This is a genomic window from Novosphingobium sp. CCH12-A3 (assembly GCF_001556015.1).
GTDB lineage: Bacteria > Pseudomonadota > Alphaproteobacteria > Sphingomonadales > Sphingomonadaceae > Novosphingobium > Novosphingobium subterraneum.
This window is the reverse complement of sequence record NZ_LSIA01000018.1, coordinates 1-18,877: the sequence shown is the minus strand read 5'-3', so window position 1 is coordinate 18,877 and position 18,877 is coordinate 1. Positions and strand designations below refer to the sequence as shown.

At 63.3% G+C, this 18,877-nt stretch carries 15 protein-coding genes and 1 riboswitch; of the genes, 5 read left to right on the top strand and 10 right to left on the bottom strand.

Annotation, left to right across the window (positions count from 1 at the left end; translation table 11 throughout):
- Positions 1–28: 28 nt before the first annotated feature.
- Both gorA and AX703_RS01080 read left to right on the top strand, forming a co-directional pair.
- A complete protein-coding gene (gene gorA / locus AX703_RS01085; protein WP_062342013.1) occupies positions 29–1,399 on the top strand; it encodes a glutathione-disulfide reductase in 1,371 nt (456 codons plus the stop codon).
- 174 nt (positions 1,400–1,573) lie between these two features.
- On the top strand, positions 1,574–2,590 hold the full coding sequence (locus AX703_RS01080) for an NAD-dependent epimerase/dehydratase family protein (RefSeq protein WP_062342011.1): 1,017 nt from the start codon (positions 1,574–1,576) through the stop codon (positions 2,588–2,590).
- Here the strand turns inward: AX703_RS01080 and AX703_RS01075 are convergent.
- The 6 genes from AX703_RS01075 to crtY form a co-directional block, all read right to left on the bottom strand.
- Complete coding sequence (locus AX703_RS01075) at positions 2,587–3,336, bottom strand: molybdopterin-binding protein (RefSeq protein WP_062342008.1); 750 nt, start codon at positions 3,334–3,336, stop codon at positions 2,587–2,589. The two genes, AX703_RS01080 and AX703_RS01075, sit on opposite strands and share 4 nt — an antisense overlap.
- Positions 3,333–4,181, bottom strand: coding sequence for a cytochrome b/b6 domain-containing protein (locus AX703_RS01070; protein ID WP_369820977.1), 849 nt, complete (start codon positions 4,179–4,181; stop codon positions 3,333–3,335). Before AX703_RS01070 ends, AX703_RS01075 begins: the two co-directional genes overlap by 4 nt.
- A gap of 205 nt (positions 4,182–4,386) precedes the next feature.
- On the bottom strand, positions 4,387–5,352 hold the full coding sequence (locus tag AX703_RS01065; RefSeq protein ID WP_062342006.1) for a phytoene/squalene synthase family protein: 966 nt from the start codon (positions 5,350–5,352) through the stop codon (positions 4,387–4,389).
- A gap of 3 nt (positions 5,353–5,355) precedes the next feature.
- Entirely contained in the window at positions 5,356–5,937 is a 582-nt protein-coding gene (locus AX703_RS01060; protein ID WP_039332369.1) for a TIGR00730 family Rossman fold protein, read from the bottom strand.
- A gap of 14 nt (positions 5,938–5,951) precedes the next feature.
- Positions 5,952–7,430 (bottom strand): phytoene desaturase, encoded by a 1,479-nt coding sequence (locus tag AX703_RS01055; RefSeq protein WP_062342004.1) that lies wholly within the window; start codon positions 7,428–7,430, stop codon positions 5,952–5,954.
- Positions 7,427–8,623 (bottom strand): lycopene beta-cyclase CrtY, encoded by a 1,197-nt coding sequence (gene crtY, locus AX703_RS01050; protein ID WP_062342062.1) that lies wholly within the window; start codon positions 8,621–8,623, stop codon positions 7,427–7,429. Before crtY ends, AX703_RS01055 begins: the two co-directional genes overlap by 4 nt.
- Positions 8,624–8,725: 102 nt before the next feature.
- Between crtY and AX703_RS01045 the strand changes: the two genes are divergently transcribed.
- Both AX703_RS01045 and AX703_RS01040 read left to right on the top strand, forming a co-directional pair.
- A complete protein-coding gene (locus AX703_RS01045) occupies positions 8,726–9,319 on the top strand; it encodes a DUF2585 domain-containing protein (protein WP_062342002.1) in 594 nt (197 codons plus the stop codon).
- A gap of 141 nt (positions 9,320–9,460) precedes the next feature.
- Entirely contained in the window at positions 9,461–10,981 is a 1,521-nt protein-coding gene (locus AX703_RS01040) for an NAD(P)/FAD-dependent oxidoreductase (RefSeq protein ID WP_156451866.1), read from the top strand.
- A 34-nt stretch (positions 10,982–11,015) separates the two neighbouring features.
- Here the strand turns inward: AX703_RS01040 and AX703_RS01035 are convergent, their stop codons facing one another.
- From AX703_RS01035 to AX703_RS01025, 3 genes are all read right to left on the bottom strand, one after another.
- Complete coding sequence (locus tag AX703_RS01035) at positions 11,016–12,440, bottom strand: NAD(P)/FAD-dependent oxidoreductase (RefSeq protein WP_231735293.1); 1,425 nt, start codon at positions 12,438–12,440, stop codon at positions 11,016–11,018.
- An 85-nt stretch (positions 12,441–12,525) separates the two neighbouring features.
- Positions 12,526–13,809, bottom strand: a complete 1,284-nt coding sequence (locus AX703_RS01030; protein ID WP_062341998.1) for a PepSY domain-containing protein — start codon at positions 13,807–13,809, stop codon at positions 12,526–12,528.
- The gene (locus AX703_RS01025) at positions 13,809–15,899 is read right to left on the bottom strand and encodes a TonB-dependent siderophore receptor (RefSeq protein WP_062341996.1); all 2,091 of its coding nucleotides are present in this window, start codon (positions 15,897–15,899) and stop codon (positions 13,809–13,811) included. Before AX703_RS01025 ends, AX703_RS01030 begins: the two co-directional genes overlap by 1 nt.
- A gap of 142 nt (positions 15,900–16,041) precedes the next feature.
- Positions 16,042–16,149: riboswitch (TPP riboswitch) on the top strand.
- Positions 16,150–16,197: 48 nt separating this feature from the next.
- Between AX703_RS01025 and thiC the strand changes: the two genes are divergently transcribed.
- Positions 16,198–18,081, top strand: coding sequence for a phosphomethylpyrimidine synthase ThiC (gene thiC, locus AX703_RS01020; RefSeq protein WP_062341993.1), 1,884 nt, complete (start codon positions 16,198–16,200; stop codon positions 18,079–18,081).
- A 71-nt stretch (positions 18,082–18,152) separates the two neighbouring features.
- Here the strand turns inward: thiC and AX703_RS01015 are convergent.
- Positions 18,153–18,877 (bottom strand): DUF2726 domain-containing protein (locus tag AX703_RS01015; protein WP_156451865.1); only part of this gene is annotated, 725 nt, incomplete at its 5' end.

Sequence of the window (18,877 nt, the reverse complement as noted above, 5' to 3'; positions counted from 1 at the left end):
CATATGCGCTTCACCAACAGGAGTGCATATGGCTGAGCAGGTTTCCGGGCAGGACTTCGACTACGATCTCTTCGTGATTGGTGCAGGATCGGGCGGTGTGCGCGCCAGCCGCATTGCCGCGAGCCATGGCGCGCGGGTGGCGGTGGCTGAGGAATACCGCGTCGGCGGCACCTGCGTGATCCGCGGCTGCGTGCCCAAGAAGCTGCTGGTCTATGGATCGCATTTCGCCGAGGAACTGCAGGACGCGGCCAACTACGGCTGGACAGTCGAGAAGATGACGTTCGACTGGCCGACGTTACGTGACGCTGTGCTCAGGGATGTCGACCGGCTCAACACGGCCTACACCAACACGCTGGAGACCAACAAGGTCGAACGCTTCCTTGAGCGCGCAGAGGTGGCGGGGCCGCACAGCGTGCGGCTGGCCTCGGGCAAGGAGATCAGCGCGAAGTACATCCTGATCGCAACCGGCGCCTGGCCGGTGATGCCCGAATTTCCGGGTAGCGAGCACTGCATTACCTCGAACGAGGTTTTCCATCTCGAGCAGTTACCCAAGAGCGTCGTAATCTCTGGCGCTGGCTATATCGCGATGGAATTCGCCGGGATTTTCAATGCGCTGGGCTGTCACGTAACGGTGGTCAATCGCAGCGAGACGATCCTGCGCGGGTACGATGAATCCCTCCGGGACCGCCTGCTCCAGATCACCATGGCCCGCGGGATCGAATACAAGTTCAATTGTCCGTTCGATCGGGTGGAGAAGCGGGACGATGGATCGTTCGACGTCTATGTCGGCAAGCAACCCGATCCGATCCACGCCGACGTGGTGCTGGTGGCGACTGGCCGTCGGCCCAAGACCGATGGCCTTGGCCTGGAAAACGCCGGAATTACATTGGGTTCGACGGGCGAGATTCCGGTCGACGATCATGGCAGGACTGCGTGCGACAGCATCTATGCCGTGGGTGACGTAACGAACCGCGTGCAGCTTACGCCTATCGCGATCCGCGAGGGCCAGGCCTTTGCCGACCGCGTGTTCGGCGGGAAGGACACTGCGGTGAGCTATGATGCCATCCCCAGCGCGGTGTTTTCGCAGCCGCCGCTGGCGGGCGTGGGCCTGACAGAAAGTCAGGCGCGTCAAGCATTTGGCAGCAATATCAAGGTCTACTCGTCCGACTTCCGCCCGATGAAGAACATCTTCGGGCATCGGCCTGAGCGCGGGCTTTACAAGATGATCGTCGATGCCTCGACCGAGAAGGTGCTGGGCATTCACATGATCGGGCCGGACAGCCCGGAGATCCTTCAGGCGGCGGCGATTGCGGTGAAGGCGGGGCTGACCAAGGCTGACTTTGATGCGACGGTGGCTTTGCACCCGTCAATGGCGGAAGAGCTTGTTCTGATGCGATAATCCGGAGAATTGCCCGTTTTCCAACTCTCGCAGGCAAACGGGCAACTCCCCCCTGACTCTCCCGCAACGCTGCCGAACGCAGGGCCTTCTGCCGCAGGCTGAACCGTAGCGATTTGCAACCGGACGCCCCCGCGCTATCCTCTCCTCAAATCGATCGATGGGGAGAGCGGAAAAATGGCGGGCACGGTCCTCGTATCGGGTGGCAGCGGCTACATCGCCGGGTTCCTCATCCGCCAGCTTCTGGCCGAGGGGTGGACAGTCCACGCCACGGTCCGTTCCCTGTCACGCGAGGCGCAATTGCGGCCGCTCCTTGGCGGGACTGCCGACACGTTGCGGTTCTTCGCCGCGGACCTCACGGCCGATGCCGGGTGGGCCGAGGCGATGGCCGGGTGCAGCCACGTGGCGCATGTCGCCTCGCCGTTCCGGGCCGATGCGCCACGACATGAGGACGAGCTGATCATCCCGGCGCGCGAGGGGGTGTTGCGTGCGTTACGTTACGCACGGGACGCCGGGGTGACGCGGTTCGTGCAGACCTCGTCCGTCGCCGCGATTGCCTATGGCCATGGCAAGGGGGTGTTCGAGTTCACCGAGCGGGACTGGACCAACCTGGATGGGGCGGATGTCTACGCTTACGTGAAGTCCAAGACCATTGCTGAACGCGCGGCGCGGGACTGGGTGGCCTCGGAAGGCGGGGGAATGGAGTTCGTCTCTGTCAATCCGGCGGCCGTGCTGGGGCCGGTGTGGTCCGGCGACTTCTCGCCATCGATCGAGGTCGTGCGGCAACTGCTTTCGGGCGCCCTGCCGGGGTGCCCGGACTTGGGGTTCGGGATTGTCGACGTGCGAGACGTTGCGGACTTGCATGTGCGAGCGTTGACCGCGCCGGGAATCGCGGGTGAGCGGTTCATTGCCTCGGGTCCGTTCCTGAAGATTGCCGACGTGGCCACGGTGCTCAAGGCAAACCTGGGGCCACAGGCGCGCAAGGTGCCGACGCGCAAGCTGCCCGACTGGCTGGTGCGGACGGTTGCGCTGTTCAACCCGGTGATCCGTCAAGTAACGGGCGAGCTTGGCAATGTGCGTGGCGCAAGTTCGAACCATGCGCAGTCGCGGCTGGGCTGGACCATGCGGCCGGTGGAAGAATCCATTCTCGATTGCGCCCGCAGCTTGATCGAGCGGGGTGTGGTGAAGGTCTAGATCCCGGCGAACCACTGGTAGCCGGAATGGTCTTCCCAGTAGCCGCCTCCGCCACCGTGGATGCCGGCAAGAGTTTCGACCGCTTCGATCCGCATGACGTACTTGGCGTGCTTGTAGCCGAGCGCCCGTTCGACGCGCAGGCGGATCGGGGCGCCGTGGCCGACCGGAAGGGGCTGGCGGTTCATCGTGTGGGCGAGGATCGTCTGCGGGTGCATGGCGTCGATCAGGTCGATGCTCTCATAGTAGGGAATTCCTGAGAAATCATCTGCACAATGGAAGACAATGTATTGAGCAGTTGAGGAAATCTGCGCGTGACGCAGCAGCAGGCCGAGCGGCACGCCAGTCCATTCGCCGATCGCGCTCCATCCCTCGACGCAATCGTGCCGGGTGATCTGGGTACGCTGCGGTGCGGCTTTCAATTGGGCGAGAGTGAGGCTGAACGGGCGGGCGACCTTGCCGCCGATTTCCAGCTTCCAGTCGGCGAAGTTGCTGGCCATGTGGGCCTGATATTCCGCTGAAGCGGGCAAGCGATTGCCGTTCATGCGGAACCTGGGCGAGAGATCGACGCGCGTGAATTCCGGCGCGAGGGCATTGCGATCCGTCACCAGGCGCTGGCCGGACAGCGTGGCTTTCTCACCTAATGTCAGGACCTTGCGGACAGTCGGGGACGCGGTGATCTTCTCGCACCCGGCCAGAAGCAGACCGCTGGCACCGACGATGGCATTGCGCCGCGTGACGAGGGTCATGGACGTTCCTTTCGCGGTGCGGGGAGCCGATACCATCCGGTGACGATCGAGCGAAGTTCGTTGAATGGACCGGCCAGCAAAACCATGAGAAGATGGATGAGGATGAACGCCAAAAAGCCTGTCGCACAAAGGAAATGAATCGATCGCGCCGACTGCCTGCCGCCGAAGATATCGAGCAACCATGGGAAGGCAGCATTCAGCGTGGGCGACATGGTCATTCCAGTGAGCACGACCAGCGGGATCAGCACGAAGATAACGCCAAGGTAAGCGATCTTCTGCAAGGGGTTGTAGGCTTTGGCCGCTTCGCCGGTGGGAAAGCGCAGGCGGGCATGCTCCTTGATGAAGTGCCACAGATGCGCGAGCTTGCGATCTTCAGGTTTCAGGGAAAGATCGCGCGACAAGTGCTTTGAAAAAAAGGCATAAATGACGAAGAGGGTAAGAGATATTACCAGCACCCATGCGAAGAAGAAGTGCCATTGGCGACCTTCGGCCAAGCTGTAGTAATTGGGGATCGTGACGAGAGGCGGAAAAGCCCGGGTCGAGTGTTCCGTCCATCCCAGGAAGCCGGTCGTATTGAACTGGAGGCTGCCGAGGCGCAGGAAGCCTTGCTGGCCTTGTCGCCCGATCTCCAGCCATGGCGTTTCGAAGGTGGCGCCGTACTTGCCCCAGTAGAGGCGGGGGTGAGCGTTGAAGATCGTCGCCCCGCTCATCAGCATGGCGAAGATCGTGACCGCGTTGGTCCAGTGCCAGATCCTGACCGGCAACCGCGTGCGATAAACCAGAGGCTGCGACTGCGCCGCGGGGCTTGGGTCCTGTGACGTAACGATTGCTGGCGCGGCATCCACGGCGGGGTTCCTGCTCCTGTCCTGTGGTCAGAGTGCCACATTCAGCAGCGCGGACAAGCGCATGTGGCGATCGAACTTACCACTGCTGTCCCAAACTCGTCATCCTGAACTTGTTTCAGGATCCATTTTGCCGATTGGACGCCGGTCTATGCCGAGAGATGGACCCTGAAACGAGTTCAGGGTGACGAGGCTTTGAGTGTGGCGTTCAAGCCGGATGGCGGGCAGCCAGCGCGATCAGATCAGCACGGCTGAAGCGGCGCTGGCTGGCGCGGGCAATGCAGGAACGCGGGACGGGGCGCAGCGCGGACCATGCGGCCTTGCCGATGAAACCGAGCTTGCGAGCGTTAGTAACGACAGTGCGATGGTCCCAGGCATGGTCGCCGCGTTTGGCGACTTCCCGGGCAATCTCGCCGTAGATGCCGGCGGCGGCGAGGATGGCCCAGCGCTGGCGGCCCTTGAGGCGGGCGGCGCCAATACGCGCCGAGCATTCGTGAATTTCCGCCGTCTCGCACATCCGCGCGACGAGCCGGGTGAGCGCGGGGCGGTAGTGCGGCTTCATCTGTTCGCCGGGCGGGATATCGAGCTCGGAAAGCCAGTCTAGCGGGATGTAGCAGCGGTCGGCGGCGTCATCCTCCTCGATGTCGCGGGCGATGTTGGCTAGCTGGAAGGCAAGGCCGAGATCGCAGGCGCGGTCGAGCGTGTCTTCGTCATCCGGCGAGACGCCCATGACCACGGCCATCATCACGCCGACTGCCCCGGCAACATGCCAGCAGTAGCGCATCAGGTCGGCCTCGCTGTGAGGCTGCCATTCGGCGGCATCGAGTGCAAAGCCATCGATCACGGCGCGGGCCATCTCGATCGTCAGGCCGGTTTCCCGGGCGACCAGGCCGAGGGCGTCGAAAGCAGGATCGCCGGTTTCGCGGCCGGCGAAGGCGAGCGCGGTCTTCTCGCGAACCAGCGCAAGACGCTCGGCTGCGCCTTCCTGAAGGCCGAGTGCGCCGCCATGGTCCTGCGCATCGACGATATCGTCGCAGCGACGACACCAGGCGTAGAGCAGCCAGACGCGCTCGCGCGTCTCGCGATCGAACAAGTGACTGGCGGCAGCGAAGCTTTTCGAGCCCTTAAGGATCGACTTGCGGGCGTTACTAACGAGAGACTTGCGATCCTGCATCACTCAGAGGTCTTCGGCCTTCATCGCGAAGATCGGCCTGTGCGGAACGTGGGCTTCCATGCGGGCCAGCAGGATATCGAGGTCAGGCTCTGCGATGATGATTCCGGCGTGGGCTTCGCGGATGAAGCCGACTTCGATCATGTGGCGGTTGAAGGCGAGCAGGTGGTCGTAGAAGCCATAGGCGTTGAGCAGGCCGACCGGCTTTGCGTGGTAGCCCAGCTGCGCCCAGCTGACCGCTTCCCACAGCTCATCCATCGTGCCGACGCCGCCGGGAATGGTGAGGAAGCCGTCCGACAGGTCGGTAAAGGCCTTCTTGCGTTCATGCATGCCGGGGACGACGTGCAGTTCTGTACAGTCGTGATTGGCGACTTCGCCGCCGACGAGAGCTTCCGGGATCACGCCGATCACTTCGCCGCCGGCGTCAAGCGCGCCGTAAGCCACTGCGCCCATCAGGCCGAGCTTGCCGCCCCCATAGACGACGCCGATGCCGCGCCGGGCGAGTTCGGCGCCGATCTGGCGGGCGAGTGTTACGTAACGAGTGTCGGCAGGTGAGGCAGAGCCGCAATAGACGGCGAGACGTTTGATCGAAGTGCGGCCGGTCAAGCAAGATCCTCCAGCATCAGTTTCGCGGTGGCCTTGGCCGAGCCCACCACTCCGGGAATCCCGGCGCCCGGATGGGTTCCCGCGCCAACCAGATACATGTTGGAAATGGCATCGTCACGGTTGTGGGCGCGGAACCATGCGCTTTGCGTGAGCAGCGGTTCGAGGCTGAACGCGCTACCGAGATGGGCCGACAGGTCGGCCTTGAAGTCAGACGGCGCGTAGTGGAACTTCGTTACGATACGCGAATGGATGTCCGGGATGAGGCGGCGGCCGACTTCATCGAGGATTCGCTTTTCGAGGATCGGCCCGATCTCGTCCCAATCGACCGGAAGCTTGCCCATGTTGGCCACGGGAACGAGCGCGTAGAAGGTGCTCATCCCTTCAGGCGCGACAGAGGGGTCGGTCACGGTCGGGTGGTGGAGGTAGATCGAGAAATCTTCCGGAAGGACGCCGTGCTTGTAGATGTCGTCAAGCAAGCCCTTGTAGCGCGGGCCGAACAGGATCATGTGGTGCGGAATGCCGGGCCAGGTCCCTTCGACGCCGAAGTGGACGACGAACAGGCTAGGCGAGAATTTCTTTTTGGTCAAAGCCTTTGCACGACGTTGTGCATGTGGATTGTCAGGCATCAGATCGCGGTAGGAATGGACGATGTCGCCGTTGGAGGCGACGGCATCGAATTTTGCCGACCAGCCGCTCTTTGTGGTGACGCCAGTGACTCGCGTGCCCAGCGTCTCGATGTGGGTGACCGGATCGCTCATGCGCACTTCGCCGCCAAGGCGCTGGAAGTGAGTGAGCATGCCCTGGATCAGCTTGTTGGTGCCGCCCTTGGCCCACCACACGCCGCCGTCCTTCTCCAGCTTGTGGATCAGGGCATAGATCGAACTGGTGTTCATCGGGTTGCCGCCGACGAGCAGGGTGTGGAAGCTGAACGCCTCGCGCAGGCGTTCGTCCTTTACGTAGGACGACACCATCGAATAGACCGAGCGCCAGGCCTGATAGCGGGCAAGCGCGGGCGCGGCCTTGAGCATGGACGCAAAATCAAGGAACGGGACCGAGCCCAGTTTCACGTAACCTTCCTCGAACACGCCTGCGGAGTATTGCAGGAACTCGTTGTATCCGGCGACGTCGGCCGGATTGAGCTTGGCGATCTCGGCGCGGAGGTGGGTCTCGTCGTTCGAGTAATCGAAGTTGGTGCCGTCGGGCCAGTTGAGGCGATAGAACGGCATCACCGGCATGAGCTCGACGTCATCGGCCATGCGGTGGCCCTTCAGGGCCCAGAGCTCCTGCAGGCAGGCGGGATCGGTGACGACAGTGGGGCCGGCGTCGAAGGTGAAGCCGTCCTTCTCCCAGTGGTAGGCGCGGCCGCCGGGCTTGTCGCGCGCTTCGATAACGGTCGTCTGGATGCCGCCGGACTGGAGGCGGATGGCGAGGGCGAGGCCCCCGAAGCCGGAGCCGATTACGCAAGCGCGCTTCATCGTGGGGTTCCTGCAAGGGTAAGAGGCTTGGGCCGCGCGCCGAGGCCGGTGAGCACGCCCAAGGCGCGGGTGATCGGCAGCGGCGGCTTGCCCGCGAGGATGCGGGCCTTGTCGAAGACGGTGGTCTTGCCGGCGTAGAAGCGCTCGATCAGCCCGTGGCGCAGGCTGTAGAAGCGTTCGAGTACGCGGTAGCGCTTGTCAGGCTCGGCGCCTGCAAAGAGCAGCGCGGAGAGCTGGCGCAGGTAGGCGGACTGGGCCCAGTGTTCGCGCGCCCAGTATTCGCTGAACTGGGCGAGAGCTTCGCCGGACAGGTCCTGCTGGCGGGCGAGGGCCAAGGCGTACTTCACGGCATCGGGAAGCGAATAGCTGGTGACGGCCTGGAACAGCCCGGCGCGGACTCCGGCGCGGGCGACAGGGCCGCCGCTGGCGCGCCAGAAGGCGTCGAAATTGCCACCGGCGACAACAGGCAGCACGCCCTGCTCCTCTTCCAGCACTTCGGCGACATGCCAGCCCTTGGCGGCAACGTAAGCGTCGATGCGGGCGCGAATGGCGTCGGCATCGAGGGCGGGGCCGTCGGAGTAGTAGGTGTCCTCGACGAAGATTTCGTCTGCGGTGAAGGGGAGCGAATAGACGAAGCGGTAGCCGTCGATCTGCTCCACCGTGGCGTCCTTGACGATCGGCGCTTCGAGGCCGTGGGGGGTCGAGAGGCGAAAGCGACGGCCGACGAACTTCTGCCAGCCGCCGGTGAGGTCTGTTACGTTACGCAGGCCACGAGCGTCGATCACGCCCTTTGCCTCGAGCCGCGTGCCGTCGGACAGGGTGGCGTTGGTGGAGCTGCAGGCGAGGGCGCGGACGCCGGTCATGATCGATGCCTCGCCAAGGCGCTGGCGGACGACCTTGTCGAAGCGGTGGGAGCTGATCGAGTAGTAGCTGGTCTTCAACCGGCGTTCGTAGCGCGGGAAGCGGACGGTGTATTCGGGCCAGGCCGCAACGACCATGCCATCGAGCAGTTCGCGCCCGGCCTTGGTCACGTCAGTGCCGAAAAACGACCAGACGTGGTTGCCGCCGATCGTTTCGCCCTGTTCGACAAGGACGAGGTCGAGTTCGGGGCGGGCCTGGCGCAGGGCCAGGGCGACGAGGCCGCCAGCCAGCCCTCCGCCGAGGATCGCGATGTCGCAGTGTCGCACGCTCATGACCATAGCGCTTAGGGGGATGCGGTTGCCGGTGCAACCATGGGCTTGTCGCTGTCAGCTTCACCCGTCAGAAAGGGCATGGAACGGGGGGAGTGGCGGCAAATGGCAAGCAGGGTTTCATTGCGGCCCGGCAGGGCGGGGTGGATTGCGGCCGCAGGCGTCGCGCTGGGGATCGTGATAATCCTGCTTGGCATGGCGCGACCGCCGATCTGCCCGTGCGGCACGATCCGGCTGTGGCAGGGCGTGGTGGAGTCGGCCGAGAACAGCCAGCAGATCTCCGACTGGTACAGTTTCAGCCACGTCATCCATGGCTTCCTGTTCTACGGCGCGGCGCATTTGCTGTGGCGGAGGGCCGGTTTCAAGGCGATTTCGCCGCAGTGGGCGTTGGCGATGGCGGTGCTGGTGGAGGGATCGTGGGAGATCCTCGAGAATTCCCCGATTATCATCGATCGCTATCGTGCCGTAACGATTTCGTGGGGCTACTCGGGCGACAGCGTGCTCAACTCCTTCTGCGACATGGCGTTCATGGCGCTGGGCTTCGTCTTTGCCAGTCGCGCGCCGGCGACCGTGACGATACTGGTGGGTGTGGCATTCGAGCTGTTCACGCTGGCCATGATCCGCGACAACCTGACGCTCAACGTGCTGATGCTCGTTTGGCCGGTCGAAGTGGTGCGGCAGTGGCAGGCAGGCGGCTGACGGAAAGTCCTCGAGCGTTTCATTTTCTTGACCGAACGCTTCATCCTCATGCGCAGCCGGTTGCATGTTGACGACGATCAATGTCACTTTCTGCAGTGAGCCGAAAACGGCCGCAATGGCGTCAGACCATGGAGAGGCATGATGAGCGAGCACGCAGCATCGGGCGGCGACTTCGACGTATTGATCGTCGGCGCGGGCATTTCCGGCATAGGCTCTGCCTGGCATCTGCAGGAGCAGTGCCCGGGCAGGACTTATGCGATTATCGAAGCCAAGGACACGTTCGGCGGCACGTGGGAGACGCACAAGTATCCCGGCGTGCGATCGGATTCCGACCTGTACACCTTCGGCTATCGCTTCAAGCCCTGGGTCGGCGCGCCAATTGCCAGCGCGCAGGCAATTCTCGACTACATGGGCGAGGTGATCGAGGAAGGCGGGATCGACCGGCACATCCGCTATGGCCACACGATTACCAGTGCAAAGTGGGATAGTGCCAGCAACCGGTGGACGCTGGAAGCACGGACCAAGGACGGAAACACGGCCGCGTTCACGGCCAATTTCTTGTGGATGTGCCAGGGCTACTATGACCACCAGGTGCCCTACATCCCGAAGGAGTGGCAGGGCGTTTCCGACTTCAAGGGTCTGTTCGTCCACGCCCAGCTGTGGGACCCGGCGACTGACGTTTCGGGCAAGCGGGTTCTCGTGATCGGATCGGGCGCCACGGCGGCCACAGTGGTCCCGGCGCTGTGCGATCTGGGAGCCAAGGTCACGATGCTCCAGCGCTCGCCAACCTGGTTCTATGCTGCGCCTAACGTGAGCGAACTGGCCGAGCGGTTGCGCACGATCGGGATCGATGAACCGACGATCCATCGCGTTGTGCGGCAGGACTACATCTACAACTTCCATGAAATGGACCGTCGCAGCCGCGAAGAGCCCGAAGCCATGGCCGAGGACCTGCGTGCCCTGATCCGCGGGTACGTGGGCGAGGATTTCCAGTTCGAGCCGCACTTCGCCCCGCGCTATCGCGTTTGGCAGCAGCGGCTGGCCCAGTTGCCTGACGGCGATCTGTTCCAGCAGGTCGTGGCGGGCAACGCGACGGTAGTGACCGACACGATCGACCGGTTCACCGAGACAGGGGTCCTGACCAGCAGTGGCGAATTGCTGGAAGCAGACATCATCATGGCCTGCACCGGCTTCCGGCTGAAAGTGCTGGGCGAAATTCCTTTCGAGGTGGATGGCCAGGCCGTGGACTGGGGCAAGACGGTGACCTACCGTGGCATGATGTTCACCGGCGTGCCCAACATGGCGTGGGTCTTCGGCTATTTCCGCGCGAGCTGGACCTTGCGCGTCGACATGATGGCCGACTTTGTCTGCCACCTGCTGAACCATATGGCGGAGCGCGGTGCGAAGAAGGTGGAAGTCGCCTTCCGCGACGAGGATGTGGGCATGGAAATCTTGCCGTGGATCGAGGAAGACAATTTCAATCCCGGCTATCTGATGCGCGACATGGACAAGCTGCCAAGGCGCGGGTCAAACGATGTCTGGCGGCACAACCAGAACTACTGGCTGGAGCGTGAGGCCTTTCCGTCCATCGACCTGGATGGGCAGGAGTTCATCTACGACGGGGTACGGCGGGATGTGCCCCTTGCGGAGGCGGCCGAGTAGCCGCGCACGGTTGGACAAGACGATCGCGCCTTGATCAGACAGGTGGCGAGGATCGGGCCGGGATCGGCCGACGGTTGCCCTCGGCCCGGGCTCGCCTTGCGCCTGCCGCGAGTTCCTTGTTCAAGGCGCGAACATAGGCGTCGAAGTCCAACTGGATCGTATGGCGCCGTGCGGCATAGTACTGGCCGGTATGGTAGGCTTCGTCGGCGGCGATGATGCGATGCATTTCGGCTGGTGATGGCGGGGCATAGTCGCCTGCAAGGTAGGCGGCGACGAGCTTCGACTGCTGTTCGGCGAAATTGACCAGGGTCGGCAGGGGCTGGGCGAGGCCGACATAGAACAGATCTGGTACTTCGGGCTTCATGATGCGCTTGAACAAGGGGGGCGGGCGATTGTCTGCATCGGCGGTGAATGCGGGATCGTCGAAGAACGGGAAGCGAATGTCATAGCCGGTGGCCCAGATGATCACGTCCACCTGCTCGCGGGTTCCGTCGCTGAAGGCGACGCCATCGCCGTCGAGCCGCTCGATGCCAGGCTTCATGATGATGTCGCCCGAGCCGGCGCGGAGCAGGAATTCGCCCGAGACTGTGCCGTGGCTCTCGAACGGACCGATATCGGGTTCGGGCAGGCCGTACTGGCTCATCCGGCCGACCAGCTTCTTTATCATGCGCGTGGCCAGCCAGTTGCGCAGCCGCTTGGGCATCCATGATGGGGCGGGATTCTTGTCGAGCGGCTGGCCGCGGTAGTATTTTGGCAAGACCCAGACCCCGCGCCGGGTGGAAACGAACAGCCGCGAGGCGATCGGGCGCTGCGACAGCTCCGAAGCAATATCCATGGCGCTGTTGCCCATTCCGACAACGAGTACGCGCCTGCCGACGCAATCGACCGGATCGAACGGACTGCGATAGGCATGGCTGTGGATCTGGGGACCGGAGAAGTGGCCCGGATAATCGGGGATGCGCGCAGCCCAGTGATGGCCGTTGGCCACGACAAGTGCATCGAAGCGCTCGGTCTCACCCGTGGAAAGGGAGATATTCCAACCGCCTTCGCCTCGCCGCGTCGCACTCTCTACCCGCGTGTTGAACTGGATGTGCGGGCGCAGGCCGAAGTGATCAACGTAATCGTGGAAATACTGCAGAAGCTGGGCATGATGGGGGTAATCCGGCCATTCTGTGGGGACGGGATAATCTTCGAACGCCAGCCGCCATTTCGACGTGTCGATGTGCAGGCTCTGGTAGCAGGCCGACATGCCGTTGGGATTGTTGAAGTACCAGTTCCCGCCAATGTCGTCGGACGCTTCGTAAACGACGAAGGGGATGCCGCGATCCTGCAGGCGTTTGGCGGTAGTGAAACCCGAGCAGCCTGCGCCGATGATGCATACGCGCGGGAGCGGACCAGGCGCTTCGGGCGCGGCGACAGGCGCGATTTGCGGTGATGACACCAATTCGGTCATGGCCATGATCCTGCTCCATCGTCCGGGCTTGCGGGCCTGGAGCAGGAATATGCTTAATCGCGTGATTAAGTCCAGCCGGCCGGGTGATCGGTCAAGTATTTCGGACGCGGAGGGAACGACCCGCACGCGCCGAGCGCTTTTTCAGCCAGATGACCACTCCGGTGACGGACAGCATGGTGACGAGCAGACCCAGCATGCTGACGAAGATCCGGTAGGGCAGGCCAAAGACCTGCGCCATGTGCAGCGCCGTGAGCCAGTTGCTGAACGTATTGGTGCCGTTGACGCCGCTGGGCCAGTAGACAGCCTTCATCTCGCCGGTGTTGCTGTCGAAAGCGATACCTGTGCCGCCGCCGTGATGGCCGATATCTGCCGCGGTGGTAAAGCCGTAGACGTACATGCCGCTGGTTGGCACGTGCCATAGCCAGCTTTCGCCCTCTTCGAGCGGCACAAGTCCTTGCTTCATGGACTCCTGTTCAGCGAGTTGCCTGGCGCGCTCGGTTGCGGCGCGGAAATCGAGGACGGGGTTGTTCCGAGGAACAGCCAGGGCGCTTTCCTCCAAGATCAGCCGCGGATCCTGCGCGCCGAGCGCCTGCATCACGGGTACATGGACCTGCGGCAGGTTGAAGGAGACGCTCGACCAAGCAAAAACCAGCAGAAGCGGCCATAGCCACAGGCCGCCGGCGCGGTGGAGGTCGAAGTTGAGCTTGTAGGGTGTGGACTTCCAGCGGATGCGCCAGCTCGGGCGCCAGCGATCGAGGAAGGATGTGCGCGCAGGCTTCGGAGCCTTGGGCGGCAGCGTGAGGTAGAAGCCGACGAAACAGTCTACCGTCCAGACAAGCGCGGCAATCCCGAAGATCAGGGTCCCGAATGTATCGAGGGCAAGGCTGTAGTGCAGGCGATAGAGGAAGGGCATCAGGTTCTTCTGCCCTTGGGCAATGTTGCCCCATTCGCGGCGGCCTTGCTCCTCGCCGGTGACGGGATTGAGGAACAGGTCGTCCCATTCGGGCACGCCCGGCCCGTGTTCACGCTCGAGCCCGGTCTTCGGATCGAGCCAGTGGAGGTGGAGGCGCAGCGCCTTGCCCGGTTCCACCGAGAGCGGCAGGAAATCGAGCGCGGCACCGGGGTAGCGCGCCAGCACCTCTTCGCGCACGCGCAGGGGATCGGGCTTGCCGGTCCAGCTTGAATTGTGCAGTTCGGGCGCGGTGGCGGCTTCGAGTTCCTCGATCCATGGCAAGAGAGAACCGGTAAGGCCCGCCACGGCAAGGAACAGTGCAAGGGTGAGGCCTGCCCAGCGATGGACCATGACCCAGAATGCGCGCCCCGGCAGCGCGAGGCGCCGGGGCGATGGGACAGACTGTTGGGCGGTGGTGGCCATCAGAAGGTCATCCTGACAGAACCGGTGACGCTGCGCGGCGGCGAAAGGAAGGATTGATCCCAATAGAGGCTGGCGAGATGCTTGTGATTGGTGACATTGGCGACGTTGAGGTTGAAGCTCACGTTGTCATTGAGCTTGTAGCCGGCCTGGAGCTGCAGGGTGGCGTAATCGTCCTGGCGGATCGTGCCTACGCTGTTCGTGATGAACACCGAATCCTGCCAGCGCATCGCCGCGCCAAGTTGGACCTTCTCGACCGGCTCCCAGCGAAGCAGCAGGTTGGCAGTGGTGCGCGGAACATAGGTGCGGACGGGATCGCCGTTGCGCCCTTCGAGCGACAGGTGGGTGACGCCGCCCTGCACGGTCAGGCCGGGAGCAATGCGGCCGCCGACTTCCGCCTCGACGCCCTGGCTGCGCACGAAGATGCCGTTGTAGAGCGTCTGGCCGAGAGTGACGTCATATCCTGCGGCTTCGGCAAGGTTCGACTGTTCGGAGCGGAACAGGGCGAGCGAGCCGAACAGGGCCTTGTCGGCGGTCTCGCCCTTGAGGCCGGCTTCCCAGCTCTTGCCCTTGGCGGAGCCTACGGGCTTGAGGTTTGTGCCGAGTTCCTTCTGCGGATTGAAGATGTCGCTGTAGCTGCCGTAGAGGTTGATGCCCGGCAGGATCCTGAAAGTCGCGCCGACGAACGGGCTGACCGCGCTCTCGCTGCGGGCGGCGCTGACGCCGAAAGTGAAGCCGGTGGTCTGCACGTCAATGTAGTTGGCGCCAAGGATCAGGCTGAGGCGGTCGGTCAGCTCGAGATCGGTGGCGGCACGGACCCGCCATTGCTTGTCCGAGATGCGCGCGCTTTCTACGGCATCGCCAAAGGCCGGGAAGGGGACTTCCGTACCATCCCAGCCTGATTGCAGGGCGGGGAGGGCACCCCAGGCCGGGTCGGTGCCGGGGACGGGGTAGGTGAGGTAGCCGAACTTCGCTGCGGTGCGCTGGACACCGAGGGTCAGCTTGTGGTCGCGGCCGAAGAGCTTGAAGGTGCCATCGAGGCGATTGTCCCAGATCCAGCCGCGTGCGGTGGAAAGGTAGCCGCCGGGGTAGCCGAACAGGCCGAGGCCCGTTTCGGCATCGGGCGTGCCATAGACGTAGAACAGCCGCGAGGGTTCGTCGTTGATGCGGCGCGAGAGATGGGTTTTGACGCTCCAGCCAGGAGCGAAAGCCCATGTGGCTTCTCCGAACGCGGTCTGGTCCTTGCTTTTCCAGTAGGTCCAGTCCTGCGTGGTCGACGTGGAGAAGTCCCAGTCGAGCTGGTTGCCGTCGCTGTCAAGCAACGGCAGCGCGCCCCACAGCACGCCGCGCGAGGTGCCCTGCTGGCGGGCGTAGCCGAAGGACAGCGCCAGGTTATCGGCAATGCGGCCATCGACCACCGCCTGCAATGCCGTGCGGTTCGAGCGGTAGTCCCGCAAGTAGGAGTCCGCATTCTGCGCTGCACCGACAAGGCGGACGCCCCAGTTGCCATCCGACGTCAGCGGCATTTCGATATCGACTTCGCCGCGTACCCGGTTCCACGAGGCGGCAGTCAGTTCGCCGGTGACGCGGCGCTGGCCGGTGTAATGGCGACGGCGGTAATTGATCGTGCCAGAAGGATTGCCGACGCCCGACAGCAGGCCATTGGCGCCTCGCACGACCTCGATTGAATCCCACATCACGGTATCGAGCGACCCAATCGCAGGCCCCCAGATGTTCGGCAACTGGATCCCGTCCACCATGACTTCGGTGATGTCGAAGCCGCGGGCGTTGTAGTAGGTGCGGTCCGTCTCGGCCTCCTCGACGTTCACGCCGGTGACGTAGCGCAGGACGTCGTTGACCTCGTCGAAGGCAAAGTCATCGAGCAGGGTGCGATCGACGACGGTTACCGATTGCGGCGTGTCGATGATGGCCAGAGGGAGGCCGGTTGCGCCGCTGGCAACGCCCTCAGCCAGGTCTCCGATCACGGTGATGCGGTTTTCGGTGTCCTCAGCTTCATCGGCATATGCCGGATGTCCGCCAAGGACGAGGGCGGCAAGGGACGTAGCTGAAAGGAAATGCAAGCGATGCGACACGTTAGGCTCCCGTCTGTGATGGGCGGGCCTTAGTGCGATTCATTCGCAAGAGTCAATGCAAGTAAGAATCATTCGCATTAAAGATGTGTGAACCCTCATGGATTGGCTGGTTGCCAGTGTCGGCAGACCGCATTAGAAGTGCGGCCATACCCCGGGGAGCCAGTGTGGCTGAGAGGGGCTGGTCACGCAGCCCGACCCGTCGAACCTGAACCCGTTAGCACGGGCGGAGGGAAGGGCAGTGCCAGAGGTCAGAGCCATGGCACCCGCGCTCCCGATGCCTGACGAGAGGAGCGCTTGCATGGCCGACATCAACTCCAAGCTGGAAATCGGCGTTACCACCGGGCCGATCCGCGGCAGCCGCAAGATCCACGTGGAAAGCGCGCGCTTTCCGGGGCTGACCGTGGCGATGCGCGAGATTTCGCTGGAGCCTTCGAGCGGCGAGCCGCCGGTGCGCGTCTACGACACGTCCGGCCCTTATACTGACACCAACGTCATGATCGACATTGCGGCGGGCCTGCCCAAGCTGCGGCGCGACTGGATCGTCGACCGCGGCGACGTCGAGGAGTACGATGGCCGGGCAGTGAAGCCTGAGGACAACGGCCTGAAGGGGCCGGACCGGTCGGCGGGCGTGCCGCCTTTCCCGAATGTGGTGAAGCGACCGCTGCGTGCCAAGGCGGGGCAGAACGTCAGCCAGATGCACTATGCGCGCCAGGGCATCATCACCCCGGAAATGGAATATGTGGCGATCCGCGAGAACCTTGGTCGCAAGCAGGCCAAGGAAGCGCTGATCCGTGATGGGCAGGACTGGGGCGCTTCGATCCCTGACTACGTGACACCGGAGTTCGTGCGTGATGAAGTGGCGCGCGGGCGGGCCATCATTCCTTCCAACATCAACCACCCCGAGAGCGAGCCGATGGCGATCGGGCGCAACTTCCTCGTCAAGATCAATGCGAACATCGGCAATTCGGCGGTGGCATCGGACGTTGCGAGCGAAGTCGACAAGATGGTCTGGTCGATCCGCTGGGGCGCCGACACCGTGATGGACCTTTCGACGGGGCGCAACATCCACGACACGCGCGAATGGATCCTGCGCAACTCGCCGGTGCCGATCGGCACGGTGCCGATCTACCAGGCGCTGGAGAAGGTCGGCGGCGTGGCCGAGGACCTGACGTGGGAGATCTTCCGCGATACGCTGATCGAGCAGGCCGAGCAGGGCGTCGACTATTTCACGATCCATGCGGGCGTCCGCCTGCCCTACATCCCGCTGGCCGCCAAGCGCATGACCGGGATCGTCAGCCGTGGTGGTTCGATCATGGCCAAGTGGTGCCTGGCGCATCACAAGGAATCGTTCCTCTACGAGCGTTTCGACGAAATCACCGAGATCATGAAGGCCTATGACGTGGCCTATTCGCTTGGCGATGGCCTGCGCCCCGGATCGATCTACGACGCCAACGACGAGGCGCAGTTCGCCGAGCTTTACACCTTGGGCGAGCTGACCAAGCGCGCCTGGGCGCAGGACGTGCAGGTGATGATCGAGGGCCCTGGCCACGTGCCGATGCACAAGATCAAGGAGAACATGACCAAGCAGCTCGAAGCGTGCGGCGAAGCGCCGTTCTACACGCTCGGGCCGCTCGTCACCGACATCGCGCCGGGTTACGACCACATCACCAGCGGCATCGGCGCGGCGCAGATCGGCTGGTACGGCACGGCGATGCTTTGCTACGTGACGCCAAAGGAACACCTCGGCCTGCCGGATCGCGATGACGTCAAGGTCGGCGTGGTCACCTACAAGCTGGCGGCCCACGCGGCCGACCTTGCCAAGGGCCACCCGGCAGCGCAGGTGCGCGACGATGCACTGAGCAAGGCGCGCTTCGAATTCCGCTGGCGCGACCAGTTCAACCTGTCGCTCGATCCCGATACTGCCGAGCAGTATCACGACCAGACGCTGCCAGCCGAAGGCGCCAAGTCGGCGCACTTCTGCTCGATGTGCGGGCCGAAGTTCTGCTCGATGAAGATCAGCCAGGAAGTTCGCGATTTTGCCGCCAAGCAGAACCAGCCGATCGAGACGTTTGTCGCGGCTGACGAAGCCGAGGCGGAAGCCGGCATGAAGGCGATGAGCGCCAAGTACGACGAAATGGGGCGCGAGCTTTATATCGGCGCGGGTGGTCGCGAACACGATTGATCGTCAAATGCCGATCCGGCTTGCTGCGTCACCAATGCGGCAAGGCGGATCGGCGCGAGATGCGTGAACGCTCAGGCGGGCTGGCGCAGCAGACCTTGCAGCAGCAGTCTGACCTGTGCTGGCGTCTGGTTGCTCATGACCTCGACATAGCCAATGCCTGCCCGCCGCAGAGCTTCCTTCTTCACGGCGTCTCTTGCTGCGGTTTCTGCCCCGAGGTGATGACCGCTGCCTTGAAATTCCACTGCATGGACAGGACGGCAGCTGTCGTCGACGATGAGCAGATCGACGCGCTTGGAATTGATGGCCCAATAGGCATCCTTGTCATCACTCAACAGGATTTCGCCGAGCGATACCTGACCCGTTGCGCGCCATGTGGGCTTTTCTTCGCTCAAGGTCTTGTCGAGCACGGCGAGTAAGCGCCTTTCCGACTGGTTCAACAGCGGCCTGCTCTTGAAATCGGCCTCCATGACTCGGCGGAGCTGCTCTGCGGCAACTTCTGTCTGGCTCTTGTGGGAGAGCGTGGGGGCCTGGTGTGGACGGTATTTTCGTTCAGCCGATTTTCGACCCCGCCAGAAGGCCCGGCGTTCGGCGCGCTTCAAACCCTCGGCAAAGCGCTCGACCGCGATACCGATGGCAGCGCCAATGGCGAGGAGGAGGGCAAGTAGGTGCGGCTTGTCTATCAGACTGACGATTTCGGATGGCATGGCAGAGGGATAGGGCAGGGGCAGTAATCGGAATCTTAGAGTCGGATTCGAAACTAATTCGTTGAATGACAGTGTCTTGCGGCACGCCGGAT

Bases quoted from the DNA above. Each gene is read 5' to 3' on its own strand.
- gorA (WP_062342013.1), top strand. From the start codon at position 29: ATGGCTGAGCAGGTTTCCGGGCAGGACTTCGACTACGATCTCTTCGTG.
- AX703_RS01080 (WP_062342011.1), top strand. From the start codon at position 1,574: ATGGCGGGCACGGTCCTCGTATCGGGTGGCAGCGGCTACATCGCCGGG.
- AX703_RS01075 (WP_062342008.1), bottom strand. From the start codon at position 3,336: ATGACCCTCGTCACGCGGCGCAATGCCATCGTCGGTGCCAGCGGTCTG.
- AX703_RS01065 (WP_062342006.1), bottom strand. From the start codon at position 5,352: ATGCAGGATCGCAAGTCTCTCGTTAGTAACGCCCGCAAGTCGATCCTT.
- AX703_RS01055 (WP_062342004.1), bottom strand. From the start codon at position 7,430: ATGAAGCGCGCTTGCGTAATCGGCTCCGGCTTCGGGGGCCTCGCCCTC.
- crtY (WP_062342062.1), bottom strand. From the start codon at position 8,623: ATGAGCGTGCGACACTGCGACATCGCGATCCTCGGCGGAGGGCTGGCT.
- AX703_RS01045 (WP_062342002.1), top strand. From the start codon at position 8,726: ATGGCAAGCAGGGTTTCATTGCGGCCCGGCAGGGCGGGGTGGATTGCG.
- AX703_RS01040 (WP_156451866.1), top strand. From the start codon at position 9,461: ATGAGCGAGCACGCAGCATCGGGCGGCGACTTCGACGTATTGATCGTC.
- AX703_RS01035 (WP_231735293.1), bottom strand. From the start codon at position 12,440: ATGGCCATGACCGAATTGGTGTCATCACCGCAAATCGCGCCTGTCGCC.
- AX703_RS01030 (WP_062341998.1), bottom strand. From the start codon at position 13,809: ATGGCCACCACCGCCCAACAGTCTGTCCCATCGCCCCGGCGCCTCGCG.
- thiC (WP_062341993.1), top strand. From the start codon at position 16,198: ATGGCCGACATCAACTCCAAGCTGGAAATCGGCGTTACCACCGGGCCG.